This is a genomic window from Bradyrhizobium neotropicale (genome assembly GCF_001641695.1).
In the GTDB taxonomy this organism is placed as follows: Bacteria; Pseudomonadota; Alphaproteobacteria; order Rhizobiales; family Xanthobacteraceae; genus Bradyrhizobium; species Bradyrhizobium neotropicale.
Window position 1 is genome coordinate 40145 of sequence record NZ_LSEF01000074.1, and the last position, 25821, is coordinate 65965.

Here is a 25821-nt window from a genome sequence, read left to right on the forward strand (position 1 = left end):
GCGTGCGCGCTAATTTAGTGCGCGCCGCCCATCTGGGCGAAGAGCTCCTCGATGTCGACGTCGACCTGACCCGCCGCGCGGACGTGGCGGACTTCAAAGCTGTCGGGCTGGAAGCGGTATTCGACGAGGCCGGTTTCCTTGATCGCGATTCGGTCCTGGCGCGTGTCGTTGATCTTGAAGCCGGCTGACGGCGCCCAGATGTGTCGCGTATGGCGGAACGTGAAGTCGCGCCGCTGATGCACGTGCCCGCTGGCGATCAGCCGCAGATCGACGCGCGCAAACATCTCGATCAGGCGCGCACGCGCCGGCTGGGGCACGTAGCGGATCGAGGTCTCGACCAATTCGGGATCGTCGGGGAGGTTGAGAAACACCGGCTTGTGCAGGAACAGCGCGACCGGCCTGCCGTTCACGCGCCCGATTTCCGAGGTCAGCCAGTCGAACTGCTCGGCCTCGAAGGCCAGCCCTGAATTCATCACCAGCGAGTTGAGGCCGATGAAACACCAGCCCGCGGCCTCGAACGACCAGTGATCCTCGCCAATCACGGTGCAGAATTGCTGGCGGTGCGCTTCCTCGACCGGCGGCTTGGGGGCCGGCCCGATCGCGGTGGGATTGTCGCCGATGTCGTGATTGCCCGGCAGGTAGCGGCAGGCGACGGGCAGGGCGTCGTGCAGGCTCTTGGCGAACTCGACATCGTCGCGGCTGGTCGGCCCGTCGAAGGAGACGTCGCCGGTGTTGATGACGAGATCGGGCCTGTCAGCGTCGATATGCTCACTGACGCGGTGGAAATTCGCGACCAGGCCGGGAAAGCGCCGGCCAAGATGCGTGTCGGAAATCTGCGTCAGGCGAAATTCGGACATGAGGTCAGCATACCCGTTGCCGCGCGTCGGAACGATGACGGCGCGCCCATGCAGTGCAATGAACAAAGTTTAAAACACGCGGTAGCGGATCGTGTAAGCGTCCTGCGGCGCGACCCTGCCTGCAAAGGGCGAGGCGATGTGGTCGGCAAGATGCCAGGGGCCGAACTGCTCGGAGCGATGCGGCTCGGCGGGCAGGCGGAGGCGGAACTCGAAGGTGCCCTTTCCGGGCAGGCTCACGACCAGTAAGCGGTCAGCGGTGCGGTGATTGAGCGCCACCACGCCGCGTAGCACCGAGCGTCCATCGCCAAGCTCGCGCACGCCGTCGACCAGCGCCAGCGTCTGGTTGCGATCGGTGTGCAGCTCGATCTGGGTGTCGCTCACCGCCGTCAGGGTCTCCTTCGGCATACGGATTTCGAACTCGACCGCGGGCTTGGACGGGTTGAGCCCGAGATAGGCCAGCGCGGCGTGGTGCATGTCGTAGGCGACGAAGACGAACAGGACGGCCGCGGCAAGGGCTGCGAGGCCGTGCCGGAGCACGTCGCGCCAGGTCCGGTAGCCCATGCGGAAATAGACGGTCATTGCCAGCGCAACCGCCAGTGCGGCTGCGATGCCGGCGAGCGCCGACATCAGGATGCCGAGGGACGCATCGGGGGAGTCGTTGAACAGAGACGTGATGCTCATGGCGGCGTCGCCTGGAGGATCAAAATCGCATGAAGTATCGAGACTTGGTCGTGCGATCGAAAGCGCCGGTTCAAGCCGTTCAGGAACGACGGCGACGGCCGCCATAAAATGAGGGCGTCACCGCTGCCGGCCTTCGAGCGATTCCGGTGGCAGCTCAAATGGATTGGCCGCGATCCCAGTTTCGATGCTGACGTCCTATTCCGCAGCCGCAAGTGCCGGCGCCTCACGGCGCGCGGCATTGAACTTGCCGCAGACTTGCGTGCTGAGGCAGTCGTCGCATTGCCTGGACCGCGCGGCCTGTCGCATCCGGCGGAAGCGGTCGGGCAGGGCGGCAAGATCGGCGGCGCTGCGCACGCTGCCGACGTCAACGCCGTAGTCCTGCGTCGTGAAGCTGCAGGGTGAGATCAGGCCCTTTTCGTCGATGAACAGGAAGCTTTGTCCGGGATCGCAGTCTGCGACCGGGATCCGCTCGTCGCGTGCGCTGGCGCGGATACGGGTGAGATACTGCTCGCCGCCGATCAGGACGGCGCCGCGCGCCACAAGGCTCGGGCGGATCTCCGGCAGCGCGCGCTCCAGCGCATCGACGTCCGCGCGGGTGAGGCGGTGCTCTGGGTAGAACTCCGGCCGGTCGCGTCCGCCAAGCTGATTGTAGGTGATCTCGCTGATGCCCCAACCGGCGAGCTCCCGGCACAGCGCGGCGAATTCGCCGACGTTCTGGTGCATCAGCACGACATTGGCGCGCAGCTTCAGCCTCGAGCCGAGCGCCCGGGCCTCCGCCGCGAGCGCAGGCACCCAGAGGCGCAGCTTTTCGAAGCCGCCCGCCCAGCCGCGCGATGGATCATGGAAGGCCGAGAAGCCATCGACGCTGATGGTCAGCTCCTTGTAGGTCTCGCAGAGATGCCGGCGGAGCTGCGGGCTGCCGAGCGTCGTGCCGTTGGTGGTCGCGCTCACCTCGAGGCCGAGCCCGCGCACGGCGTGGGTGAGGGCCTGTAGCGGTTGCCAGCGCAGCGGCTCGCCGCCGAGCCAGCTCAGGAGCACCCGATCACCGGTCCCTGCCTGATGCTCGGCAAGCACCGCAGCGAAACGGAGGATGTCCGCGGGCGCGGCCTGGCTTCGCGGGAAGCCGAGGCGCTTGTCGAATGCGCAGAAACCGCAGGCGAGGTTGCAACTGTCCACGACACGCCAGACGACGATCATGATGGCCTCTCACTTTGACCCAGTGTCTCGGGCGACGCTTGCCGTCACCTTGACGAAGCTTCTCCTTCACATCGGTGCATTGCAACTTGTTATTTGCAATTTGCTATTTGAATACGGTATGATGGCCTTATGGCCACCGAGCTCATCCGCCCGATCCTCACCGTCGACGTCGTGCTTCTGACCCTGCATGACGACCGGATCCATGTCGTGCTCCAGGCGCGCGAAAAGGCCCCGCACGCTGGCGAGCTCGCTCTTGTCGGCGGCTACGTTCATCCGGAGGAGGATCAGTCCACCGCCGCGGCTGCGGCGCGGGTGCTGCGCGACAAGGCCGGTCTTGCGGTCCGCGTGCTCGAGCAATTGATGACGTTTTCCGGTGGCGACCGCGATCCGCGCGGGTGGTCGGCATCGGTCGCCTATTATGCGCTGCTGCCCCACGAGGAAATTGCCGAACGGGGCGATGCGTCCCTCAGAATGCTCCCGTTTGCGCAAGTGAAGGGGCTTCCGTTCGACCACGATGCCATCGTCGCCGGCGCGATGCAGCGCTGCCGGCGCCGCGCGGCCTATTCGTCGCTGCCGGCCTTCCTGCTGTCGCCGGCCTTCACCCTGCCGGAACTTCGCCGCGCCTATGAAGCCGCGCTCGGCCGCTCGCTCAACGACAGCGCGTTCAGGCGCAAGATCGACGAGTTGCGGATGGTCGAGCCGGTCAGCGGCTCCGTCAGCAAGGCTACGGCGCGGCCGGCCCAATTGTTCCGCCTGAGCAAGTCCGGCGTTGTCGAATTCGATCGCACCGTGTAGCGGTTGTCGGCGCGCTGCCGTTCGCGCGTCATTTTCGGGAAAGTTCCGATGTCCGTTCAAATGGTCTTGCTGCCGGTCTTCGTGCAGGTTGCCCTGACCTTCGCGCTCCTGATCGGGATGGCGCTGGCGCGCCGCCGCTCGCTGGTCTCCGGCGAGACCAGGAGCCGCGACGTTGCCCTGGGCGAGCCGAACTGGCCGAAGGGGGCCACACAAATTGCCAATTGCTACCGCAACCAGTTCGAGTTGCCGGTGCTGTTCTACGCGCTGATTGCGCTGGCGCTCCCGCTGCGCCATGCCGATCTCTTCATCGTGCTGATGTCCTGGGTGTTCGTGGTGACGCGCTTCGGCCATGCCGGCATCTTCGTTTCGTCGAACGATCTCGGCCGGCGCTCGACGATCTGGCTCGCTGGCGTGCTCGTGCTGCTCGCGATGTGGATCTACTTCGCGCTGCGGATCTTGTTGCTGATTTGAGCGTCTTAAGCGCCAATCCTGATCTGAAAGATTTAGAATGACCCCCGCTGCCCGGCTGTCCGCAGCCATCGAACTGATCGACACCATCGAGAAGGACCGCGTGCCCGCGGCCAAGGCGCTGAAGGAGTGGGGCACGGCGCATCGCTTTGCCGGCTCCGGCGACCGCGCCGCGATCGCCGGCCTCGTCTGGGACGTGCTGCGCCGTTATGCCTCGAGCGCGTTCCTGATGGACGCCGACACCGCGCGGGCGCGGCTGATCGGGATGCTCCGCCTCGAGCGCGACATGGATACCGCGACCATGGCCGCGCTGTTCGACGGCAGCCGGTTTGCGCCGGCGCCGCTGACGGAGGCGGAGGCGGCGGCGCTGGCCTCGCGTTCCCTCAAGGGCGCGCCGGCCGCGATTGCCGGCGACTATCCGGAATGGCTCGACCCGCACTTCGCCAAAGTGTTCGGCGAGGATCGCGTGGCGGAAGCAACCGCGATGGCGAGCCGGGCGCCGCTCGATTTGCGCGTCAACACGCTAAAATCCAATCGCGACAAGGCGCTGCGCGCGCTTGCTCATCTTCATGCGAAACCGACGCCGTGGTCGCCAACCGGCCTGCGCATCGAGCTTTCGGCCGATGCGCGCAATCCAGGCATCCAGGCGGAAGAGGATTTCATCAAGGGTGGCATTGAAGTGCAGGATGAAGGCTCGCAGCTCGCGGCCGCCTTCACCGCGGCAAAGCCGGGCGAGCAGGTCATCGACCTCTGCGCCGGCGCCGGCGGCAAGACTCTGGCGCTCGCGGCCCTGATGCAGGGCAAGGGCCGGCTGATCGCGACCGACCGCGACAAGCGCCAGCTCGCCCCGATCCACGAGCGGCTGTCGCGCGCCGGCGTCCACAACGCCGATGTCCGCACGCCCAAGGGCGAGGCCGATCCGCTGTCCGACATCCGCAGCTCGGCCGATCTCGTCGTGATCGACGCGCCCTGCACCGGAACCGGAACCTGGCGCCGCAATCCCGACGCCAAATGGCGCATGCGCCCCGGCGCGCTGGAGATCCGCTTGCGCGACCAGGCCGAGGTGCTGGAGCGCGCCGTGCCGCTGGTGAAGGCGGGCGGCCGCATCGCCTACATCACCTGCTCGGTGCTGACTGAGGAGAACGGCGAGCAGGTCAGGGCCTTCGTCGGTCGCCATCCCGAGTTCTCGGTCGTGACGCCCGACGAGACCGCGAGCGTGCTGTGGGACAAGGCCGAGGATTTTGCGCAAGCCGCGCTGCAATCAGCCGAAGGCTGGCTGATGACGCCGCGGCGGACAGGGACGGACGGGTTCTTCGTGTCGGTGCTGAAGAAGGCGTAGCTCTCGTAGAAGGCGTAGCTCTCGTAGGGTGGGCAAAGCGAAGCGTGCCCACCATTCGCAGCGACAATGCGCAAAGACGGTGGGCACGGCGCGCGAAGAGCGCGCCTTTGCCCACCCTGCAGCTGACCTCGCTCTCCGTCATTCCACATTGCGCAGTTGCGCAATGGGGGCTCGCGAAGCGAGAACCCGGAATCCATGGAGCCCCAGAGATCGCCGCGCGATGGATTCCGGGTTCGCCCTCCGGGCGCCCCGGAATGACGGACTGGCGCGGGCGAAGCGGCACAGTTCCATCCAAACAAAAGCCCCGCGCACCGAAGCTCGGTGGCGGGGCTTGATGGCTTGCGCTCTGCCGGTACGTCCGTGGTCAGAGCGCCGCTGCGCTGGCGGATTAGCCGACGCGGAGATTGTCAGCGGAGGACTTGCCGCTGCGGCGGTCGGCGACGATGTCGAACGACACCTTCTGGCCCTCGTTGAGGGTGCTCAGGCCGGCGCGTTCCACCGCGCTGATGTGGACGAAAACGTCCTTGTTGCCGTCATCCGGCTGAATGAAACCAAAGCCTTTTTGGTTGTTGAACCACTTCACGGTGCCCATAGCCATGGGAATTTCCTTTTTCATAAGATACGCACGTGGACCGGTACGCATTGCGCCCATGATCCTGATGAGTCGATGTGTTGGAAAAATCATCTGAAGCGTGCGCGCCCGTCAGAAACGAGGCGAAGCGGCCCAGTCGTTCGGCCAATGATCGATGACCACAATCTAGCGAAATAATGGGGCTACTTCAAGGCACTACCCGCACATCGCGACAGCCCATCAGTTTTCTATTTGACGCTGTAAATTCGCCGCTCCGCTCGCTGGCGCGCCCTCAATCCACGATGAAAAGCGTCGCGCCGGTGGTGGTCGACGAGCGATGCGCGGCATCGCCGAAATCCGAGACCTGGTAGCTCATGCCCGGCGTGAGCTTGAATCGGCGCCCGTCCCGCAGCTCGGTGTCGAGCTCACCTTGCAGCACGTAGAGCACGTGGCCGCGGTCGCACCAGTGATCGGCGAGATAGCCCGGCGAATACTCGACCACCCGCACGCGCAGCTCGCCGATGTCCAGCGTCCGCCACAGCGCCTCTCCGGTCTCGCCCGGATGCACCGTCGGCGCAATCCGGCTCCAGTCGGTGACGGTGAAGGGGGAGGTCGGGAGTTTCATTGTGGTGATCCTGTTTCGGTGCGGGTGGGACCGCTTCCGTTATCGTACGCCCTCACCGCAATCTCCCTCATTGCGAGCGCAGCGAAGCAATCCACGACTGTACCCGCGGAAATCTCGCAATGATGAGTTTACGGCACGATCGCACCACGTTCTGGCTGTCATCGCCCGCCTTGTGCGCAATTGTGCACTGGAGCGGGCGATATTCCAGAGGCTGCGACGTGATGCGGAGAAGCCGCGGCGTACTTCATTCCCCGCTCTCGCGGGGAATGACGGCGGTGGGTGAGGAAGGCCCAAATTAGGTCAATAATACGTACCTATACCGCTTTGTCCATGCCCAAAGAAGAATGTGGGCGCGCCGGCCCACGCGGTTGCGGGCGCGGTCCCCGTCGCGTATCTGCTTGCCATGACAGCAGCACAGAACGACCGCTCCCCGTCGACGTCCTCCGTGGCCTCGGCGCACGACAAGATTCTCATCGTCGACTTCGGCAGCCAGGTGACGCAGCTCATCGCGCGTCGCGTGCGGGAGGACGGCGTCTATTGCGAGATCGTCCCGTTCAACAAGGCCGAAGGCGCCTTCGGGGAGATGAAGCCCAAGGCGGTGATCCTCTCCGGCGGACCTGCCTCGGTGCTCGACGACAACGCGCCGGCTGCCCCAATGTCGATCCTCACCGCCGGCGTGCCGGTGCTCGGCATCTGCTACGGCGAGCAGACCATGGCGCAGCAGTTGGGGGGCACCGTCGAGGCCGGCCATCACCGTGAATTCGGCCGCGCAACAATAGAGGTCACCGACGATTGCGCGCTGTTCGAGGGCGTCTGGCAGAAGGGCGGCCGCTACGACGTCTGGATGAGCCATGGCGACCGCGTCACCAAGCTCCCCGATGGTTTCCGCGGCGTGGCGAAAGCCCAGGGTTCGCCGATCTCCGTCATCGCCGACGACAAGCGCAAATTCTACGCGATGCAGTTCCACCCCGAGGTCGTGCACACGGTGGACGGTGCCAAGCTCATCCGCAATTTCGTACGCAAGATCGCGGGCCTTAGCGGCGACTGGACCATGCGCGCCTTCCGCGAGGAGGAGATCCAGAAGATCCGTAGCCAGGTCGGCAAGGGCAGGGTGATCTGTGGCCTCTCCGGCGGCGTCGATTCGGCCGTGGCCGCCGTGCTGATCCACGAGGCGATCGGCGACCAGCTCACCTGCGTCTTCGTCGATCACGGCCTCTTGCGCCTCGACGAAGCGAAGACCGTGGTCGATCTGTTCCGCCACCACTACAACATCCCGCTCGTGCACGTGGATGCGTCGAAGCAGTTCCTGGGCGAGCTCGAAGGCGTCACCGATCCCGAAGTGAAGCGCAAGACCATCGGCCGCCTCTTCATCGAGGTGTTCGAGCAGGAGGCCAAGAAGATCGGCGGCGCCGACTTCCTCGCGCAGGGCACGCTCTATCCCGACGTGATCGAGAGCGTCTCCTTCACCGGCGGCCCCTCGGCGACGATCAAGTCGCACCACAATGTCGGCGGCCTTCCCGAGCGTATGAACATGACGCTCGTCGAGCCCTTGCGCGAGCTGTTCAAGGACGAGGTGCGCAAGCTCGGCCGCGAGCTCGGCCTTCCCGAAATCTTCGTCGGCCGCCATCCGTTCCCGGGCCCGGGCCTCGCCATCCGCTGCCCCGGCGACATCACGAAGGACAAGCTCGACATCCTGCGCCAGGCCGATGCCGTCTACATCGACCAGATCCGCAAGCACGGCCTCTACGACGAAATCTGGCAGGCCTTCGCCGTGCTGCTCCCCGTGAAAACCGTCGGCGTCATGGGCGACGGCCGCACGTATGACTATGTGGTGGGCCTGCGCGCGGTCACCTCCACCGACGGCATGACCGCCGACTTCTACCAGTTCGACATGAAATTCCTGGGCGAGACCGCCACACGCATCATCAACGAGGTGAAGGGCGTGAACAGGGTGGTGTACGACGTGACCAGCAAGCCGCCCGGGACGATTGAGTGGGAGTAGGGGGGCGTGCGCCTGCGGTAGGTTTCGCATAGCTCGATCTTGGGGAGATCGAAATTGAAGGGGCGCACTGAATAAATCATGGGATTCGGGGTCTTCATCCATCGCTTGGACTCGATCTACGATGACAACCCGGCCGAACGATATCAGTTTCCCAGTCAGTACCTGCGTCGGGTCGAAGCCTGCGTCGGGGACTGGATAATCTACTATGAACCGGGCAAGGTCGCCGAAACGCGAGGCTACTTTGCGATTGCAAGGGTACAGCAAGTTATTCCTGACCCTGGCACGCCGGGGATGTATCTCGCGCTGATTGAGCCGGGAAGCTATCTCGATTTTGCCAACCCGGTCCCTTTCAACGGGTCGAGCGGACCAGTGGAACGCGGCGTCCTAAATGAGCATGGACGAATCTCAGGGCGTGCTCAGTCGGCAGTCCGTCCAATTTCGCCCGACGATTTCAATCGAATACTCGAGCTTGGTTTCGCGGAAGGCGCACCGTTGCTGCCCCGAGTTGATACCGACGTTCGATCGTCCCAATTTGATGAAGAGCAGGCACCCTTTAGATTCGAGCAGCAACGAGACCGCGTCAGCCTTACGGTATCCAGAGTTCTACGCGATCGAGTTTTTCGTCGAATCGTACTGCGCGCCTATGATGAGCGTTGCGCCATCACCGGGCTGAAGCTCATCAATGGAATGGGGCGCGCAGAGGTCGCGGCAGCGCATATACGGCCTGTGGAGGCAAATGGGCCGGACATCGTTAGCAATGGGATCGCTCTTTCGGGCACCGCGCATTGGATGTTCGATCGCGGTCTCATTAGCTTGGCCGATGATCTGGAGATATTGATCTCGCGTCAGACAAACGATCTGGACGGAGTCCGGTCGATAATCAACAAGACCGGCCGCGCGTTTGAGCCGCAGCGGATGTCGGATCGGCCACACCCACATTTCTTGAAGTGGCATCGCGAGCATTGTTTCAAGCAATAAGCCCGTAGGATGGGTAGAGCGCAGCGAAACCCATCGCGCTTGAGAGGCGGAATTGATGGGTATCGCTTTGCTCCACCCATCCCGCGAGCTTATCTTCCCAGCAACATTGCAATACGCGATGCGAGAAGCTTGAAGACGAGGCCTGGAGGATAGCTTCGATAGCTTGGCACGTCGTCTGAAAGCACAACGCCATCCGGCTTGAACTTCGTGCAAATTCGCGCCTGCAGTGGCGGCAGGTCGCCGTGAAATCGCGCTCTGTAGGCTGAGACCCAGTGCGGACCGCGATCGAAATCCACGAACACCGCCGAATTGCAGCAAGTCGCGACAACTCTGTTTGTCGGCGAACTTTCCTTGAGTTTGTAGCGCCTCAGCAGCTCGGTTCCCTTGGAGCATTCGAGGCGGTCTTTGCGATAGAGGATATAAGCCGTCCCGCCGTCGGCATCGCGCACGGCGCCGGCGTTTGGCAAAGCCTCGATCTGCTCGGCCCCCTTCTGGCAGTCGTCGCAGTAGCAGACGGTGCTGACGATCGGCTTGCCGAACGCTTTGAGTTCGACGCTGCCGCAGGAGCACGTTGCGATCAGAGTTGGTGTGCGGGTCATTTGTTGGCATCCCTACGAGTTTCGTGAAATCTTCTCAAACTTCTTGACCAGCCGCTCCCGCTTCAGCCGCGACAACCGCTGAATCCAGAACATGCCATCGAGCTGATCGATCTCGTGCTGGTGACACACGGCGCGCAGGCCATCCGACTCCTCGGTCTGCATGTTGCCTTCAACATCCTGATAGCTGATCCGCACGCGGGCATGGCGCTGGACCTCGTCGGTGACGCCGGGCATCGAGACGCTGCCTTCCTTGTGCAGGATCATCTCGGGTGAGGCCCATTCGATCTGTGGGTTGACGTAAGTGCGCGCGCCGTCCTTGGCGTCGAGCTCGAGCACCACGACGCGCAAGGGGATGCCGATATGCGGCGCCGTGATCCCGATGCCGGGTGCGGCGTGCATCGTCTCCAGCAGGTCCGTTGCAAGCTCGCGCAAGCCGTCGTCGAATGCGGTCACGGGCCGTGCCGGGATCGCGAGCCGGCGGTCGGGATAGCGGAGGATGGGGCGTATGGTCATGATCTCCAGACGGTGAATTTTTTGAAGCGTCGCCGTCAAGATCGGCTTGCACGGTTGAGCTTGCGTGGTCCCTTCGCGTTTGTCGCGCCCCGCGGTGCATCGGCGCCGCGATATCTGACGTGCTCGATGAACGCGCGCAGCTTTGGCAGGACCTGACGCTTTCCCGGATAGTACAGAAAGACCCCTGGGCCAGTCACGGCAAAGGGCGTCAAGAGCGCCTGCAACCGGCCGTCTGCCATCGCGGCTCTGGCGAGTGGACCGGGCACCTGCGCAAGTCCGACGCCCTGGATGGCCGCGCCGACGAGCGTGGCATAGTCGTGCGCGATGAGCGGCCCTGACACGATCGCCTCGACTGACTTGTTGCCGTCGACGAAAGGCCAGGGTGCGATCGATCCGTTGGAGCGGCGCAGGCGAAGGCAGGCGTGCTGGCGAAGATCGTCGATGCGCTGCGGCCGCTTCCGCCCGCGCAGATAATCGGGGCTGCCGACGACCATGAACGGGAACGGCTGCGTCAGCCGCACCGCGATCATGTCAGGCGCGATGAGCTGGCCGAGACGGATGCCGGCATCGAAGCCGCCTGCGGCGAGATCCACCATCTCTTCGCTAGCGGCGATCTCCACCTCGATCTCGGGATAGGCGCGGCAGAACGCGGCGATCACCGGCTCGAGGATCAGCGGAACGACCGATCGGGGAACGGCGAGACGCAACAACCCCGCCGGACGCTGCCCGAGGTCACGCGCGGCTTCGCTGGCGGCAACGAGCTCCTCGAAGGCGGGTTTCGCGCGCGAGAAGAACCGCTCGCCGGCCTCGGTCAATCCGACGCTGCGCGTGGTGCGAGTGAACAGCGCCGCGCCGATGCGTGCCTCCAGCGTGCGCACCGCCTGGCTCATCGCCGACGGGGTCACGCCGAGCTCGGCGGCCGCGCGGCGAAAATTGCGGTGCCTGGCAACGGCGAGGAAGGCCTCGACGCCGTCGAGCGCGCTCTGCCGGATTGTGAAGTTCTGCTTCATAGCCCGTCGACATTATCGCGGATAGTCGCTGGGCGGAAGCGGCCGTATCTTTGCCGCGAGAAGTCGAGCTTTCACGGAGTGCTTTCACGGAGTCCTGCAATGACCGATGTTCTTGATGGCGTGCGCAACCACTATGCGGCGAGTGGCCTGACCGAGCGGCTGAAGGCGGCGCTCGCGGTGTTCGGGCCGGAGGATAAGCCGCTTGCCCCCCAGCAACTGGCAGCCCTCGATCAGTTCCACACCCGCGGCCTTGCGGCGACCGCCGACCTTGCGAAGCTCGCTGGAATTGCGGCCGACATGTCGGTTCTCGACGTCGGTGCGGGTGTCGGCGGCCCGGCGCGCTTTCTCGCAACGAATTACGGCTGCCGCGTGATCGGCGTCGATCTCAGCGATCCATTCGTCCTCGCCGCGCGCTATCTGACCGCGCGCACAGGTCAAAGCGAGCGCGTGTCGTTCGAGACGGCAAGCGCGATGGAGCTGCCGTTCGACGACGGTCGGTTCGACGTCGCGTGGCTCCAACACGTGGCCATGAACGTGCCGGACCGGGGGCGGCTCTATCGCGAGATCCGCCGCGTGCTGAAGATGGGCGGCCGATTTGCGACCTTCGATGTCGTGATGAGGGGCGGCGAGCCGCTCTATCCGGTGCCGTGGGCGCGCACGCCGGCCACCAGTTTCCTCCTGTCTGCAGCCGCCACGCGCGAGGCGATCGAGGCAGCCGGTTTCCGCGTGCTCGTCTGGCAGGACGACACCGAAGCCGCCAAGGCCTGGATCGCCCAGCTCCGCGCGTCCGGGCCGCCGCCGGCGCCAAATCTCGGTGTGGTGATGGGGCCGGAGTTCGCCCAGCTTGCCGCCAATCTCGGGCGAAACCTGCTGGAAGGCCGTCTCGGCATCCTCACCGCGGTGTTCGAGGCCGCGGCAACCTAGGCCAAGGAGGGAACGCAGATGTCACCGACAATCATCTTCCAGATCCATCTCGCGCTTGGCTATGTGCCGTGGCTGCTTTGCTTCGGAGCATACGGCTGGCCCTGGCTCAAATCGATGGAGCCCGTCGAGGCGCAACGCGTCATTGCCGCTCTTCACAGCTTCCGCTTCTTCGGCCTCGTCTTCCTGGTGCCGGGTGTGGTCGGGCCGCATCTGCCCGCCGGTTTCGCCACCACGGCCGCCTACGCCGATTTCGCAACCGGACTATTGGCCATGCTGGCGTTTGTCACGACGCGGCGGCCCGCGCTGTTCTGGCCTTTCGTCGTGGCCTTCAATCTGGTCGGGGCAGGCGACATCCTCGTCGACTACTATCACGGCGTTCAGCTCGGCCTCGCCGATGTGGCGGGGGAGTTGGGTGCCGTCTATGTGATCCCGATCATCTATGTGCCGCTGCTGATGGTCACGCACGTGGCCGCGTTCTATCTGCTGGTCTCCTCTCGCGATCGGCAGCGTCTGCAGGGCGATGAGATCGAGTTGGCTGGATCATGACATCGTGCCGGTGTTTTGCCCGACGTGTCAAATCGTTTGCTGACATGTTGAGGCAAGGCGCCGGCGGCCACCGTCTACTTTGCATGGGGTTGTTTTCGAGATTTTTGTTGTGGAGCATAAGGCCCTCAGTTCGGGCCTAATTTCATCCGCATTCCCGAGCGTCGATCCAGCAAAACAATAATTCGCTTTACCAGAAATTTGAAATATCGTAGAAGTGTTTCCCCGAGACCCGTGGAACCCGTGTTCCAAAATATTGGCGTCCCAGTCATTGCCGATGTCGGCTCCCGCCGTTCCCATTCGTCTTCCACCCGGAGAGACCTGACGGGAGACCAAAATGACCTCTTTCAACTATCGCTGGGTGATCGTCGCGGCGGGCGGCCTGCTTGGCTGTGTCGCGATCGGCGGCATGTTTTCGCTGCCGGTGTTCCTGCAGCCGATCGCCAGGGACACCGGCTGGTCGGTGACCGGCATTTCCAGCGCAATGACGATCGGCTTTCTGGCGATGGCCTTCACCAGCATGGCCTGGGGCACGCTGTCGGACCGGTTCGGGCCGCGGCCGGTGGTGCTGACGGGATCGGCCGTGCTGGCCTTGAGCCTGTTCGCGGCGAGCCATGCGACCTCGCTGCTGGCGTTCCAGTTCGTGTTCGGCCTTCTGGTCGGGGCCTCCTGCGCGGCGATCTTTGCGCCGATGATGGCGACCGTCACCGGCTGGTTCGACACCCATCGCAGCCTCGCCGTGTCGCTGGTGTCGGCCGGCATGGGCATGGCGCCGATGACGATGTCGCCGCTCGCGGCCTGGCTCGTCTCGCACCACGACTGGCGCACCTCGATGCAGATCGTCGCGCTGGTGGTCGCCGCCATCATGATCCCGGTCTCGCTGCTCGTGCGCCGTCCGCCGGCGCTCGCGCATGCTCCGGCCGCGCCGGCAGGCGAGGGCGCGCCGCAGGCCGAGATGTCGATGGGCGAGGCGCTGCGCTCGCCGCAATTCCTCATCCTGCTCGCGACCAACTTCTTCTGCTGCGCCACCCATTCCGGCCCGATCATCCACACCGTCAGCTATGCCGTGAGCTGCGGCATTCCGCTGATCGCGGCGGTGACCATCTACAGCGTCGAGGGTTTTGCCGGCATGGGCGGCCGCATCGCCTTCGGCCTGCTCGGCGATCGCTTCGGCGCCAAGCGCGTGCTGGTCTCGGGCCTGTTGCTGCAGGCGTTCGGCGCACTCGCTTACGTCTTCGCGCATCAACTCACCACGTTCTACGCGGTCGGCGCCGTCTTCGGCTTCATCTATGCCGGCACCATGCCGCTCTATGCGGTGCTGGTGCGCGAAAACTTCCCGCTACGCATGATGGGCACGGTGATCGGCGGCACGGCGATGGCCGGCAGCCTCGGCATGGCCACCGGCCCGCTCGCCGGCGGCCTGATCTACGACGCGTTCTCGAGCTACGCCTGGCTCTATATCGGCTCCTGGGCGATGGGCCTCGGCGCGTTCCTGATGGCGATGACGTTCCGCCCGTTTGCGAAGCCGCAAGCGGAGGCGGCGCCGGTGGCGGCGTGAGCGAGGGCACCGGAGTCTCGCCGTATGCGCTCACACCCGCTTTTCGAAGAACAGATCCGGATAAGGGTCGTCGTTGAAGCGCGGGATCTCGCTCCAGCCGGTCCTGCGGTAGAGCTGACCGGCCTCAGGCAGCGCGCTGTTGGTGTCGAGCCGCAGCAGCGCGATGCCGAGCTCGCGCGCGGCGCTCTCGGCTGCCTCCATCAGGCGCCGGCCGAGACCCAGCCCGCGCGCGGCGGGCGCGACCCACAGCCGCTTGATTTCCGCGTAGCCGTGATCCGTGCCCTTCAGCCCGACGCAGCCGAGCGGGAGCGCGTCCGACATCGCGACGATGAACGTTCCGCGCGGGCGGCGCATGTCCACCGCATCGGGATCGCGCGACAGCGAGACGTCAAAGCCCTGTTTGAAGCGGCGGCCGAGCTCGGCATAGTACTCGCCGAGGCAATAGCGCGCCTCGTCGCTACGCGGGTCCATTGCGTCGAGCGCGATGCGGTCGCGGGTCAGCGCGGAGGCGATCAGGTCCATCGCAGCGAGCAGGGCGTCGGCTTGCGCATGGCGGTCGAGGAAGCCTTTCGCCTGCGTGTTCGACAGCGCCTCATAGGCGGCGAACTCGCGCCGGCCCGCGCGCGTGAGCTTCGCGACGCGGCGGCGCGCATCGTCCTCATGCGCGGTGGTCTCGATCAGCCCTTCGTCCTCGAGGCTGCGCAGCAGCCGGCTCATCAGTCCGGAATCGAGGCCGAGATAGTCGCGGATCTCGGCGACGTCCGAGCGTCCATGTCCGATCGCGTTGAGCACGCGCGCCGCACCGAGCGGCCGGCCGCGCCCCAGGAACGAGGTATCGAGCGCGCCGACGGCGGAGGTCACGGCACGGTTGAAGCGGCGGACGCGGGAGATGGGGTCGAGCATATATCTGACTTTAGTCAGATATCTTGCGAGGGTCAATCGGAACTGCTGGCCTCACTTCGCCAGCGTCAAGAGCGGCTTGTCCTTCGCGACGATATAGGTCGCAAGCTCGCTTGCCGTGTCGCTGCCGACATTCTTCGCCGCATGCACCGTTCCGGCCGGGATGAACAGCACGTCGCCGGCCTTCAGCGTCACCGGGGGCTTGCCGTCGACGTCATATTCGATGGCGCCTGCCAGCACATAGATGATCTCCTCGCCCGGATGGGTGTGGCGGCCGAACGCGACCCCAGGGGCGAGATCGACGCGAACCTGGACCGCTTCGCGTCCGGGCGCGCTGAGATCGTGGCGCTGCAGGTCGGTCCGCGTCACGCCCGTACCTTGCGCGTGCGCGGCCGCCGGCAGGGTGAGAAGGTTGATCGTGATCACGGCGGCGCTCGCCAGTACGCGCGCGGCTCGCGAGAGATGATGGCTCATGGTCGGCTCCTTGTGTCGGTCGACTGCATCGCGCGGGACCGGGCCGGATTGTCCGGCCGGTCAGCGATGCGGTTGCGTGCGTCAGACGAGAGTGGTGGTCACCTCGATGTTGCCGTGCACCGCCCTGGAGTAGGGGCAGATGCCATGCGCGGCCGCGATCAGCTCCTGCGCGACGGCGCGGTCGACGCCGGGGACGCTGACGTCGAGGCGCGCGCGCAGAAAGAAGGTGCCGTTCGCATTGTTCAGGTCGATCGCGGTGTCGACCGACGGCTCGGTCGGCAGCTTGATCTTGCGCTGGGCGGCGGCGAGGCCGATTGCGCCGAGATAGCAGGCCGACCAGGCGGCGGCGAACAGGTTTTCGGCGGCCGGGTGCGGCTCCGGCAGCTTGATGTCGAGCCGTCCGTCGGCCGAGCGCGCGGCGCCGTCGCGGCCGGAGGTGACGTGGGCCTTGCCGGTGAAGAGAACCTTCGAAGCGGTGGTCATGGCGGGTCCTTTCGGGATCAAGTTAGATCGTATCCGATCGAATCGGATGCGATTTGAAATAATTCGCGCTGCGGTCCCGGTCAAGCCCTTCCGATTTAATCGCATGCGATTTATATGGATCGCGAGATCACGAATTGCGGAGCCTCCCGTGTCCCGTCCTGCCAAATCCGCCAAACCGGACCGAAAGCTGTCGAATTTCCTGTGCTTTGCGATCTATTCGGCCAATCTGGCCTTCGGCCGCGCCTACAAGCCGATCCTCGACGCGGTCGGGCTGACCTACACCCAGTACATCGCCCTGGTGGCGCTTGCCGAGGAGGACGGGCAGACCGTCAGCGCGCTCGGCGAAAAGCTGTTTCTGGAATCCAACACGTTGACGCCGATCCTGAAGAAGCTGGAGCAGATGGGCTACATCCGCCGCGAGCGCGACCCCGCCGACGAGCGGCAGGTGCGGGTGAGTCTTTCGCCCGCCGGACGCAAGCTGCTCGACAAGGACCTCGGCGCATCCCTGATCGCGGCCACCGGCCTCGGTGAGGATTTTCCCGTGGTGCAGAAGACCGTCAGCCGACTCCGCGACAATCTCCTGCGCAACACCAGGCTGGGTGAGAAGAAGTCCTGATCGGCAGCGCGGCTACGCGCGCGGTCAGGCAAGTCCCAGTTGCTTGCGGGCCTTCTTCGAGAGCTTGGCAACGATCAGCGCATGCGCCTGCTCGAGATAGGCCGCGAGCTCGGGATCGGGCAGGGCGTCGTTGCCTGTGAGCTGCACCCATTTGGCGCGTGCGTGGTAAGGCGCCGGCCGCGCAATGCCGTGCTCGATCAGCATCGCATAGGCCATGTTCGAAACCTTGAACATGTAGCCGCCGGATCGCGCGGCAAAGCCGCCGCCGAGCGCGAACATCTTGCCGCCGACCTTGAACACGGACGTGCCCTCCCACTGCACCACCTTGGTGACCGCGGGCAGGCGCAGGCAGCGGGTTTCAAAGCTTCGGGGAGTCATGGCGCGAGCGATAGCACGTCGTGGACGGCTTGCAACGTCGCGCCTTTAGCCGGCGACCGCCGCGAAGGCGGCAATCGTGCGATCCACCGCTGAAACGTCGATGTGGCGATGGGTGACGAGCCGGAGCTGCGCCAACCCGCTCGCCTGCACGAGAATGCCGTGTTGCTTCATGCCCGCGGCCCACGCGGCGGCGTCATGCAAGCTGCCGGAGACATCGATGCGCAGGATGTTGGTCTGCACTTGATCGGGATCGGCAAGCGCAGGATCAAGCCAAGCCAGCGCCGCGGCGAGCCGCTTCGCCGCGGCGTGATCCTCGGAGAGGCGCTCGATCATGGTCTCCAGTGCCACCAGGCCCGCGGCCGCGACGATGCCGGACTGGCGCATGTTGCCGCCGACGAGCTTGCGGAAGCCGCGCGCCCGCGCGATGAACGCCTCGTTTCCGCAGAGCAGGCTGCCGACCGGCGCGCTCAACCCCTTGGACAGGCAAAACATGACGCTGTCTGTATGCTCGGCGATCCGCGCGGCCGGCACGCCGAGCGCGACGGAGGCATTGAACAGGCGGGCGCCGTCGAGATGCACGGGGATGCTGCTCTCCTGCCCGAGCGCGTGGATGCGGGCCATGTGGGCGAGGGGCAGCACGGCGCCGCCGGCGCCATTATGCGTCGTCTCCATTGCAATGAGGCCGGGCCGACTGGAAGCGCGGATCGCCTGTTCCAGCGCGGCTCGGTCCATCGCACCGCGGTGGCTCGGCATGGATTTCGGCACGAGCCCCGCGATCGTCACGACGCTGCCGAGCTCCGAGTTGAGGAGATGCGCGCCGTTATCCGCGAACACATCCGTGCCGCGCTCGGCATGGGCGAGCATCGCCAAGAGATTACCCATCGTGCCGCTCGGCACGAACAGGCCAGCCTCCTTGCCCGTCAGCGCGGCGCCGCGCGCCTCGAGTTCGCGAACGGTCGGATCGCCCTCGCGGCCGTCGTCGCCGAGCGGGGCGCATTGCATGCGCGCCAGCATCGTCTCGGTCGGAAGCGTGACGGTGTCGCTGCGCAGATCGACGACGTCGCTGCGGCTTTCTTGCGCGATCATCAGGCGTCCTGCACCTGAAGGCCGGCGGCCGCCGGCTGCGATTCATCGGGAACCGCGTCGCCGGCAAAGCGCTCGACCAGCTTCACCGCGACCGTGTTGCCGAACACGTTGATCGCGGTGCGGCCCATGTCGAGGAAGGCGTCGACGCCGGCGATGATCGCGAGCGCCTCGATCGGCAGCCCGATCGCCGACAGCACCATGGCGATGGCGACGAGCCCGCCGGAGGGAACGTTGGCGCTGCCCTTGCTCGCGATGGTCGTGACCATCACGATGGTGAACAGCGTCGACCAAGTCAACGTCACGCCATAGGCTTCCGCAAGGAAGGTGACGGCAAGCGCGAAATACATGATGGCGCCGTCGCGGTTGAATGCATAGCCGAGCGGCAGCACCACCGAGACGATGCGTTCGGAGGCGCCCATCGCGCGCAGCTTCTCCATGTGTAGCGGCAGCGTCACTTCCGAGGAGCGGGTGGAGAAGGCCAAAATCATCGGCTCCATCACTGCTCTCGTGACGGCAAGCGGCTTCTCGCCGATCGCGAGCAGCATCAGCCAGAAGATCACGACCATGATCGCAAGGCCGAGATACATGACGCCGACGAGCTTTGCCAGCGCGACCACGGTGGCGAGCCCTTGAGTCGCGAACAGCCACGCCATCACCGCGAAGATCGCGATTGGCGCAAGGCTCGTGATCCACTTCGTGATCTTGAACATCGCCGCCATCACCGCTTCGAGCACGGCGACCATCGGCTCGCCGACCTTGCCGACTGAGGCCAGCGCGAGGCCGAACAGGATCGCGAACACCAGCGTCGGCAAGATCTTCTGCTCGGCCATCGCCGCGACGATGTTGGAAGGGATCATGTCCATGAAGAACTTGATCCAGTCGACCGACACCGCAAGGTTCTGCGGCACCTTGCCGGTCGCGGCGAGCGGCGCCCCGGCGCCGGGATGGAACGCGGCGTTGAGGAGCAGGCCGATCACGATCGAAATCACGGTCGCGACGTAGAAATAGCCGAGGCTGATCGCGGCGACGCGGCCCAGGACCTTCAGCTCGCTGCCCATCCGGTAGAGGCCGAGCGTGACCGCGGCGAACACGACGGGGATGACGATCATCTTCACCGCCTCGACGAAGGCGGTGCCGATCGGGCGCAGGCTCGCGCCGAAATCCGGCCAGATCAGTCCGACGCAGAGGCCGGCGGCGAGGCCGATCAGCATCTGGAACACGAGCGGCACTCTGAACGACGCTCCGATCATGCGCTATTGTCTCCCTGTCCCGGATATTGCGTGCGGATGGCGCCTAACGCGGTGAGGCGCGCTTCGAAGGCGGATGAGAGGTGGCGCCACATGCGCTGCTGCGCGGCGTCGGGGTCCTTCGCCGCGACGGCGGCGTAGATCTCGAGATGCTCGCTGACGGCCTGGCGCGTGCGCTCGATGCTGTATTGACGCATCTTCTGCAGGGCGAGGCCGCTTTGGGCGCGCAGATTGTCATAAGCCTGCGCCAGCCGGCCGTTGCCGGTCGCGCGAAAGAGTTCGTCGTGGAAGGCCCAGCCGACCTGCTGCGCCTCTTCGACATCGAGCGTCGCGCCCGACTGGATCCTGCGCAGCTCCTCCGCACAGTGTCGCAACGGCTCGGTCGGTCCGCGCGTCGCGGCGAGATAGGCCGCCATTCCCTCGAGCGCGAGCCGCAACTCGTGGATCTCGCGCAGGTCGTCGAACGACATCTGCCGCACAAAGGTGCCGCGCATCGGATGGATGGTGAGGAGGCCGTCATGGGCGAGCGCCTTCAGCGCCTCGCGGATCGGCGTGCGTCCAAGCGCCAGCCGGGTCGACAGGCTGCGTTCGGACAGCGGCTCGTCGGGCGCGAACTCGCCGGAGACGACGAGGTCGCGGAGCAGGGAATAGGCGCGGTCACGGTCGAGGGAGGTCGTGGGCATACCTGACATACCAGCGGCATGTCAGAGGTGTGTCAAGTCGAGCCGTCGATTTTGCCGAGGAAACAGCCGTCGAAACAAAGTCACGGACTTGTGCCTTGTGCTCTAAATCTAAAAACATATCTTACGATATATCTAACAATGGAGACGTAAGATATGTTTTGTGACAAGCACCACAACAGACACGGTCGAGATGACCACGAGTTCCGCTTCGCTTTCGCCATGGGTCGCCACGGCAGGCGGCATCCCTTTGGCCGCGGTGGGCATGGCTTTTTCGGACGCGGCGCCGGCGGCGATTTTCCGGGTGCGCGACGGCTGTCCTCGCAGGACCTCCAGCTCGTGATCCTGGCGCTGCTCGCCGAAAATCCGGCGCACGGCTACGAGCTCATCAAAACCATCGAGGAACGCTCGGATGGTTTCTACACGCCGAGCCCGGGCGTGATCTATCCGGCGCTGACCTATCTCGAGGAGGTCGGCCACGCCAGCGTCGCGCAGGATGGCGGCCGCAAACTCTACAGCGTCACAGAGCAGGGCAAGGCGCATCTCGCCGGGAACCGCACCACGGCCGATGCGATCCTTCAGGCGCTGTCGCGGATCGGGCGCCGCATGGAAGAGGTGCGCGAGGCCTTTGCCGGCGTCAGTGATCTCGATGCGGACGCTTCCGACGAGCTGCAGCGGGCCCGCCACGGCCTCAAGCGCGCGCTGCGCAGCAAGCACGGCTGTGACGCCACTGAAGCGCGCCGCATTGCCGGCATCCTGGATCGCGCCGTCGCAGAGATCGTGGGCTCGTAACGTCGATCCCGGAATCTTCAGGAAACCATCATACGGGTCCGTCGCTGAAAGTGGCGTGAGATCGCTGGAAACGATGCACGCCGAGCGCTTGTGAACGCGCTGTCAACGACGTCGTGGCCGTTGGCTTCCTGGGGGCCGGCTCTGCGCAGAAGGGCGTTGCGTGTCCGGGACACGAGAGTGATGGATGCCGCCGCCATACTCCGTCATTGCGAGCGCAGTGAAGCAATCCAGGACGTATCCGCAGAAAGACTCTGGATTGCTTCGCTGCGCTCGCAATGACGAGGTTGACGCAGTTGCGGGGGATATCTCCCCGTCGTCCTGGCGAAAAACCCGTACTGCCGCGCGCGCCTTCGCCCATCGCGATTGCCCTCGTCAGCATTGCGAAAGCACGCCACCATTGTGTCTCGCAACATGCGCGTGTGGTTGTGGGTTCTGGCTTTGGCCCGGACGACAGCGTTGAGAGACTTGTGAGTTGTGCCAGAGCCCCGTCCGGCTACGATACCGCCGCGTCCGCGCCGCGCGGGGGCCGAAACATTTGCGGGAGGCGACATGAGCGGGCAAGAGCGCAAGGTGAAGGGATCGGATCTGTTCGTCGCTGCCCTGGAGAATGAGGGTGTCGACCGCATCTTCGGCGTCCCCGGCGAGGAAAACCTCGATCTCGTGGAATCGCTGCGCAACTCCAAGATCGAGCTGATCCTGACCCGGCACGAGCAGGCTGCCGCCTTCATGGCCGCAACCCATGGGCGGTTGACCGGCAAGCCGGGCGTGTGTCTCTCGACGCTTGGCCCGGGCGCGCTCAACCTGTCCACGGGAGCTGCCTACGCGCATCTCGGTGCGATGCCGATGATCTTGATCACCGGCCAGAAGGCGATCATGAGCAGCCGCCAGGCGCGTTTTCAGATCGTCGACGTCGTTGCGTCCATGAAGCCGTTGACGAAGCTGGCTCGGCAGATCGTCAGCGCTTCCAGCATCCCAACCGTGGTGCGCGACGCCTTTCGTGTGGCGATGGAGGAGCGGCCGGGGCCGGTACACCTCGAATTGCCGGAGGATGTCGCCGGCGAGGAGGTGGCCTCCGTCCCGGTGATCCCGACCCATCCGATCGAGATTCCCGTCGCCCATCGCGCTGCCCTCGACCGCGCGGCCGAGATGATTCTGGCCGCAAAGCGCCCGCTGGTGATGATGGGCGCGGCGACGAGCCGGCCGCGATCGACGCATGGGATAGCGACCTTCGTGCGGCGAACCGGCATTCCGTTCTTCACCACGCAAATGGGGAAAGGCACCGTGCCCGGCGGCACCAATCTCTACATGGGAACCGCCGCGCTGTCCGAGCGAGACTACGTTCATGACGCCATCGATGCTGCGGATCTGATCGTGGCGATCGGGCATGATCCGGTCGAGAAGCCGCCCTTCATCATGGGGCCGTCGGGCCCGAAGGTCATTCACGTCAGCTACACGCCGGCGAGCGTCGAGCAGGTCTATTTTCCGGATGCAGAGGTCGTCGGCGACGTCGGTCCGAGCCTGGAGCTGTTGGCCGACCGCGTCGAAGGCAAGCTGCCGCAGGCGGCGGCGCTGTTGCCTTTACGCGAGAAGATACTCAGCCACATCGCCGACCGTGCCACCGAGGGGCGCTGGCCGCCGACGCCGCAGCGCATCGTGCACGATATCAGGCAAGTGATGCCGGAGAACGGCATCGTCGCGCTCGACAACGGCATGTACAAGATCTGGTTCGCGCGCAACTACCGCACCCGCGTCGCCAACACGCTGTTGCTGGACAATGCGCTGGCAACGATGGGCGCCGGCCTGCCGTCGGCGATGATGGCCGCGATGCTTCATCCAGACCGTCGCGTGCTCGCGGTCGCCGGCGACGGCGGCTTCATGATGAACAGCCAGGAGATGGAGACGGCGGTCCGCCTCAAGCTCAATTTGGTCGTGCTGGTGCTGGAGGACAATGCCTACGGCATGATCCGATGGAAGCAGGCCGTCGATCACTTCGCGGATTTCGGCATGACCTTTGGCAATCCAGACTTCGCCCTCTACGCCAAGGCTTATGGCGCGAAAGGGCACCGGATCGCGAGCATCGAAAGTTTCGTCCCAACACTCGATGCGGCGTTCAAGGACGGCGGCGTGCATCTGATCTCGATCCCGATCGACTATTCCGAGAACGTGCGGGTGCTGGTCGACGAGCTGCGGGCGCGGGACAGGTAGGGCGGCCCCGATTTGTCCGGAGGATCATACCAGCCATTCCTTGATATATATCGTGTCGCGATATATTGGCAGGCGCGAGAATCCTCCCGACAAGAGCAATCATGCGCCAGACCCTGGACATTACCGGCGGGCTCCCGCGTCATCGCGGCAAGCCCGGAGACTTCACCGCCGACCGCCGGGTGCTGGTCCTGATCGGCATGGCCCTGCTGGTCGGTAGCCTCGGGGCCGGGGCGGCGTGGATGTTGTTGAAACTGATCGCGCTGGTCACGAACCTGGTCTGGTTCGGCCATATCAGCACCGAGAACGCCTCGCTGGCGAATGCCCATCCGGGGATCTGGATGGTGCTGGCGCCGGCGCTTGGCGGTCTCGTGATCGGGCTGATGGCGCGATTCGGGTCGGAGAAAATCCGAGGGCACGGCATTCCGGAGGCGATCGAGGCGATCCTGATCGGCGGCAGCCGGATGCAGCCGAAGGTCGCGATCCTGAAGCCGCTGTCCTCGGCGGTCTCGATCGGAAGCGGCGGTCCGTTCGGCGCCGAGGGACCGATCATCATGACCGGCGGGGCGATCGGATCGATCTTCGCCCAGTGCTTCCATCTCACTGCAGCCGAGCGCAAGACGCTGCTGGTCGCGGGCGCGGCCGCCGGCATGACGGCGATCTTCGGCACGCCGATCGCGGCAGTCCTGCTGGCGGTCGAGCTATTGTTGTTCGAATGGAAGCCGCGCAGCTTCCTGCCCGTGGTGACGGGGGCTGTGATCTCGGCGGCATGGCGCCCGCTGCTGTTCGGGACCGGACCGCTGTTTCCGTTCGCGGAACGGCCGGACCTGCCGTGGTGGGGACTGGCGGCCGCCATCGGCGTCGGAATCGTTGCCGGCCTGCAATCCGGATTGATGACGCGGCTGCTCTATGCGGCCGAGGATCTGTTCGATCATGTGCCGCTGCACTGGATGTGGTGGCCGATGCTGGGTGGCCTTGTCGTCGGGCTCGGCGGCCTCGTCGATCCGCGTGCCCTCGGTGTCGGCTACGACGTCATCGCCGATCTGTTGTCCGGCCACATGGTGCGCGACGAGGCGATCCGGCTGTTGCTGGTCAAGTCCGCGATCTGGGTGATCGCGCTGGCCTCAGGCACGTCGGGCGGCGTGCTGGCCCCGCTGCTCATTCTCGGCGGCACTGCCGGCTGGATGGAAGGGCTGGTGCTGCCCGGCGGCGCCTCGTTCTGGGCACTGGTCGGCATGGCCGCGATGATGGGCGGCACGATGCGCTCGCCGCTCACCGGCGTGATGTTCGCGATCGAGCTGACCGGCAACATCGACATGCTGCTGCCGCTGCTGGCCGCGACCGGAGCCGCGCATGCCGTCACCGTCCTGCTGCTGAAGCGCTCGATCCTCACCGAGAAGATCGCGCGCCGCGGCCAGCACATCACGCGCGAATACGCGATTGATCCATTTGAACTGCTGCGCGCCGCCGACGTCATGGTGACGAATGTCGATACCTTGCCGGTCGACATGCCGATCGACGCGGCGGTCGCCTTCTTCACGTCGGATGAGCGCCGTCACAAATCCTATCCCGTCGTCGCCGCCGATGGACGGCTCACCGGAATGGTCACCCGCGCCGACGTGCTGCGCTGGCGCACGGAGGGCGACCATCAGGCCGCGACGCTCGATGACGTCGTCTCGGACACCTCGGCCGTGGTGGCGCATCCCGACGATGTGCTGGGACGCGTCGCCGATCTCATGGTCGCGTCCGATCTCGGGCGCCTGCCGGTGGTCGACCGCGCCAGCCATCGCGTGGTGGGACTTGTCGCGCGCAAGGACCTGCTCCGAATTCGCGCGGTCGTGAACGCGCAGGAGGAGGATCGCAACGCATATTTCCTGCGTGAAAAGACGCTTGTGCCGGAGGCGCGGATCGCGGAAGGTCAGCCCCTCTGAACTCCAGCATTCACAGGAATGGAAATGACCCGCGTTCGCTGCGTTACCGAGATGGGCATGGGCGTCGACGTCCACGGCAAGGATGCGACCAAGGCGGCCAAGCGGGCCGTGTCGGACGCAATCAGGCATTCGAGCCTCGGTTTCTTCCGCATGATCGGGAAGACCGCGAACGACATGTTCGTCGATGTGACGATCGGGGTGCCCTATCCCGAAGCCGTCGATAAGGACGCGGTTGCCAAGGAGCTTCCTTACGGCACCGTGACCGTCAACGCCGTCAAGGGCGGGCTGGAAATTCCCTCGGCCACGGAACAGGCCAACGACCCCATCCTCATCGCCAATGCGGCCGTCATCGTCAGCTTCGACAAGGAGTGA

The 25821-nt window shown here is 65.2% G+C and carries 28 protein-coding genes; 13 read left to right on the forward strand and 15 right to left on the reverse strand.

Features of this window, described 5'->3' with window-relative positions; all coding sequences use genetic code 11:
• Positions 1–14 precede the first annotated feature (14 nt).
• The 3 genes from AXW67_RS24665 to AXW67_RS24675 all read right to left on the reverse strand — a co-directional run bounded on the left by AXW67_RS24665 (position 15) and on the right by AXW67_RS24675 (position 2735).
• Complete coding sequence (locus AXW67_RS24665) at positions 15–857, reverse strand: metallophosphoesterase family protein (protein ID WP_063679982.1); 843 nt, start codon at positions 855–857, stop codon at positions 15–17.
• Between the two features lie 69 nt (positions 858–926).
• The gene (locus AXW67_RS24670) at positions 927–1538 is read right to left on the reverse strand and encodes a hypothetical protein (RefSeq protein WP_063679957.1); all 612 of its coding nucleotides are present in this window, start codon (positions 1536–1538) and stop codon (positions 927–929) included.
• 195 nt (positions 1539–1733) lie between these two features.
• Entirely contained in the window at positions 1734–2735 is a 1002-nt protein-coding gene (locus tag AXW67_RS24675; RefSeq protein WP_063679958.1) for a radical SAM protein, read from the reverse strand.
• A 129-nt stretch (positions 2736–2864) separates the two neighbouring features.
• On the opposite strand from AXW67_RS24675, the gene AXW67_RS24680 reads away from it, so the two are divergent.
• Genes AXW67_RS24680 through AXW67_RS24690 form a run of 3 tightly spaced genes read left to right on the forward strand, consistent with a single transcriptional unit; the run spans position 2865 to position 5337 of the window.
• A complete protein-coding gene (locus tag AXW67_RS24680; RefSeq protein WP_201723709.1) occupies positions 2865–3530 on the forward strand; it encodes an NUDIX hydrolase in 666 nt (221 codons plus the stop codon).
• Between the two features lie 48 nt (positions 3531–3578).
• Entirely contained in the window at positions 3579–4001 is a 423-nt protein-coding gene (locus AXW67_RS24685) for an MAPEG family protein (RefSeq protein WP_063679959.1), read from the forward strand.
• 37 nt (positions 4002–4038) lie between these two features.
• Entirely contained in the window at positions 4039–5337 is a 1299-nt protein-coding gene (locus tag AXW67_RS24690) for an RsmB/NOP family class I SAM-dependent RNA methyltransferase (protein ID WP_063679960.1), read from the forward strand.
• Between the two features lie 388 nt (positions 5338–5725).
• Here AXW67_RS24690 and AXW67_RS24695 read toward each other — a convergent pair whose 3' ends face one another.
• Positions 5726–5935, reverse strand: coding sequence for a cold-shock protein (locus AXW67_RS24695; RefSeq protein WP_027551526.1), 210 nt, complete (start codon positions 5933–5935; stop codon positions 5726–5728).
• Positions 5936–6200: 265 nt separating this feature from the next.
• Positions 6201–6533, reverse strand: coding sequence for a DHCW motif cupin fold protein (locus AXW67_RS24700; RefSeq protein ID WP_063679961.1), 333 nt, complete (start codon positions 6531–6533; stop codon positions 6201–6203).
• Between the two features lie 403 nt (positions 6534–6936).
• Between AXW67_RS24700 and guaA the strand changes: the two genes are divergently transcribed.
• Both guaA and AXW67_RS24710 read left to right on the forward strand, forming a co-directional pair.
• Positions 6937–8535 (forward strand): glutamine-hydrolyzing GMP synthase, encoded by a 1599-nt coding sequence (gene guaA / locus AXW67_RS24705; protein ID WP_063679984.1) that lies wholly within the window; start codon positions 6937–6939, stop codon positions 8533–8535.
• Positions 8536–8613: 78 nt separating this feature from the next.
• Positions 8614–9513 (forward strand): HNH endonuclease, encoded by a 900-nt coding sequence (locus tag AXW67_RS24710; RefSeq protein ID WP_063679962.1) that lies wholly within the window; start codon positions 8614–8616, stop codon positions 9511–9513.
• Positions 9514–9602: 89 nt separating this feature from the next.
• Here the strand turns inward: AXW67_RS24710 and AXW67_RS24715 are convergent, their stop codons facing one another.
• Genes AXW67_RS24715 through AXW67_RS24725 form a run of 3 tightly spaced genes read right to left on the reverse strand, consistent with a single transcriptional unit; the run spans position 9603 to position 11635 of the window.
• The gene (locus AXW67_RS24715) at positions 9603–10112 is read right to left on the reverse strand and encodes a GFA family protein (RefSeq protein ID WP_063679963.1); all 510 of its coding nucleotides are present in this window, start codon (positions 10110–10112) and stop codon (positions 9603–9605) included.
• Between the two features lie 12 nt (positions 10113–10124).
• Complete coding sequence (locus tag AXW67_RS24720) at positions 10125–10625, reverse strand: peptide deformylase (RefSeq protein ID WP_063679985.1); 501 nt, start codon at positions 10623–10625, stop codon at positions 10125–10127.
• 35 nt (positions 10626–10660) lie between these two features.
• Entirely contained in the window at positions 10661–11635 is a 975-nt protein-coding gene (locus tag AXW67_RS24725; protein WP_082908034.1) for a LysR family transcriptional regulator, read from the reverse strand.
• A gap of 99 nt (positions 11636–11734) precedes the next feature.
• Here AXW67_RS24725 and AXW67_RS24730 point away from each other — a divergent pair, with 99 nt between their 5' ends.
• From AXW67_RS24730 to AXW67_RS24740, 3 genes are all read left to right on the forward strand, one after another.
• The gene (locus AXW67_RS24730; RefSeq protein WP_063679964.1) at positions 11735–12559 is read left to right on the forward strand and encodes a class I SAM-dependent methyltransferase; all 825 of its coding nucleotides are present in this window, start codon (positions 11735–11737) and stop codon (positions 12557–12559) included.
• Positions 12560–12577: 18 nt separating this feature from the next.
• Positions 12578–13105, forward strand: a complete 528-nt coding sequence (locus AXW67_RS24735; RefSeq protein WP_063679965.1) for a hypothetical protein — start codon at positions 12578–12580, stop codon at positions 13103–13105.
• Between the two features lie 334 nt (positions 13106–13439).
• Positions 13440–14660, forward strand: coding sequence for an MFS transporter (locus AXW67_RS24740; protein ID WP_063679966.1), 1221 nt, complete (start codon positions 13440–13442; stop codon positions 14658–14660).
• Between the two features lie 30 nt (positions 14661–14690).
• Here AXW67_RS24740 and AXW67_RS24745 read toward each other — a convergent pair whose 3' ends face one another.
• From AXW67_RS24745 to AXW67_RS24755, 3 genes are all read right to left on the reverse strand, one after another.
• A complete protein-coding gene (locus AXW67_RS24745; protein WP_063679967.1) occupies positions 14691–15563 on the reverse strand; it encodes a bifunctional helix-turn-helix transcriptional regulator/GNAT family N-acetyltransferase in 873 nt (290 codons plus the stop codon).
• 51 nt (positions 15564–15614) lie between these two features.
• Positions 15615–16034 (reverse strand): cupin domain-containing protein, encoded by a 420-nt coding sequence (locus tag AXW67_RS24750; RefSeq protein WP_063679968.1) that lies wholly within the window; start codon positions 16032–16034, stop codon positions 15615–15617.
• 81 nt (positions 16035–16115) lie between these two features.
• Positions 16116–16517 (reverse strand): Ohr family peroxiredoxin, encoded by a 402-nt coding sequence (locus AXW67_RS24755; RefSeq protein ID WP_063679969.1) that lies wholly within the window; start codon positions 16515–16517, stop codon positions 16116–16118.
• A 118-nt stretch (positions 16518–16635) separates the two neighbouring features.
• Here AXW67_RS24755 and AXW67_RS24760 point away from each other — a divergent pair, with 118 nt between their 5' ends.
• Positions 16636–17133, forward strand: a complete 498-nt coding sequence (locus AXW67_RS24760; protein ID WP_430648731.1) for a MarR family winged helix-turn-helix transcriptional regulator — start codon at positions 16636–16638, stop codon at positions 17131–17133.
• A 24-nt stretch (positions 17134–17157) separates the two neighbouring features.
• On the opposite strand, the gene AXW67_RS24765 is transcribed toward AXW67_RS24760, so the two are convergent.
• From AXW67_RS24765 to AXW67_RS24780, 4 genes are read right to left on the reverse strand one after another with little or no spacing between them, the layout of a single operon-like run.
• Positions 17158–17511, reverse strand: coding sequence for an MmcQ/YjbR family DNA-binding protein (locus AXW67_RS24765; RefSeq protein WP_063679971.1), 354 nt, complete (start codon positions 17509–17511; stop codon positions 17158–17160).
• Positions 17512–17556: 45 nt separating this feature from the next.
• Positions 17557–18597, reverse strand: coding sequence for a GntG family PLP-dependent aldolase (locus AXW67_RS24770; RefSeq protein ID WP_063679972.1), 1041 nt, complete (start codon positions 18595–18597; stop codon positions 17557–17559).
• Entirely contained in the window at positions 18597–19847 is a 1251-nt protein-coding gene (locus AXW67_RS24775) for a dicarboxylate/amino acid:cation symporter (RefSeq protein ID WP_027551509.1), read from the reverse strand. Before AXW67_RS24775 ends, AXW67_RS24770 begins: the two co-directional genes overlap by 1 nt.
• The gene (locus AXW67_RS24780) at positions 19844–20527 is read right to left on the reverse strand and encodes a GntR family transcriptional regulator (protein WP_245315707.1); all 684 of its coding nucleotides are present in this window, start codon (positions 20525–20527) and stop codon (positions 19844–19846) included. Before AXW67_RS24780 ends, AXW67_RS24775 begins: the two co-directional genes overlap by 4 nt.
• Before the next feature lie 219 nt (positions 20528–20746).
• Here AXW67_RS24780 and AXW67_RS24785 point away from each other — a divergent pair, with 219 nt between their 5' ends.
• The 4 genes from AXW67_RS24785 (at position 20747) to AXW67_RS24800 (ending at position 25821) form a co-directional block, all read left to right on the forward strand.
• Positions 20747–21316, forward strand: coding sequence for a PadR family transcriptional regulator (locus AXW67_RS24785; RefSeq protein ID WP_245315709.1), 570 nt, complete (start codon positions 20747–20749; stop codon positions 21314–21316).
• Positions 21317–21865: 549 nt separating this feature from the next.
• Positions 21866–23521, forward strand: a complete 1656-nt coding sequence (locus AXW67_RS24790) for an acetolactate synthase large subunit (RefSeq protein ID WP_063679975.1) — start codon at positions 21866–21868, stop codon at positions 23519–23521.
• A 101-nt stretch (positions 23522–23622) separates the two neighbouring features.
• Positions 23623–25449: a chloride channel protein gene (locus AXW67_RS24795; RefSeq protein WP_063679976.1), complete on the forward strand. Its 1827-nt coding sequence runs from the start codon at positions 23623–23625 to the stop codon at positions 25447–25449.
• 24 nt (positions 25450–25473) lie between these two features.
• Entirely contained in the window at positions 25474–25821 is a 348-nt protein-coding gene (locus AXW67_RS24800; RefSeq protein WP_027551505.1) for a Lin0512 family protein, read from the forward strand.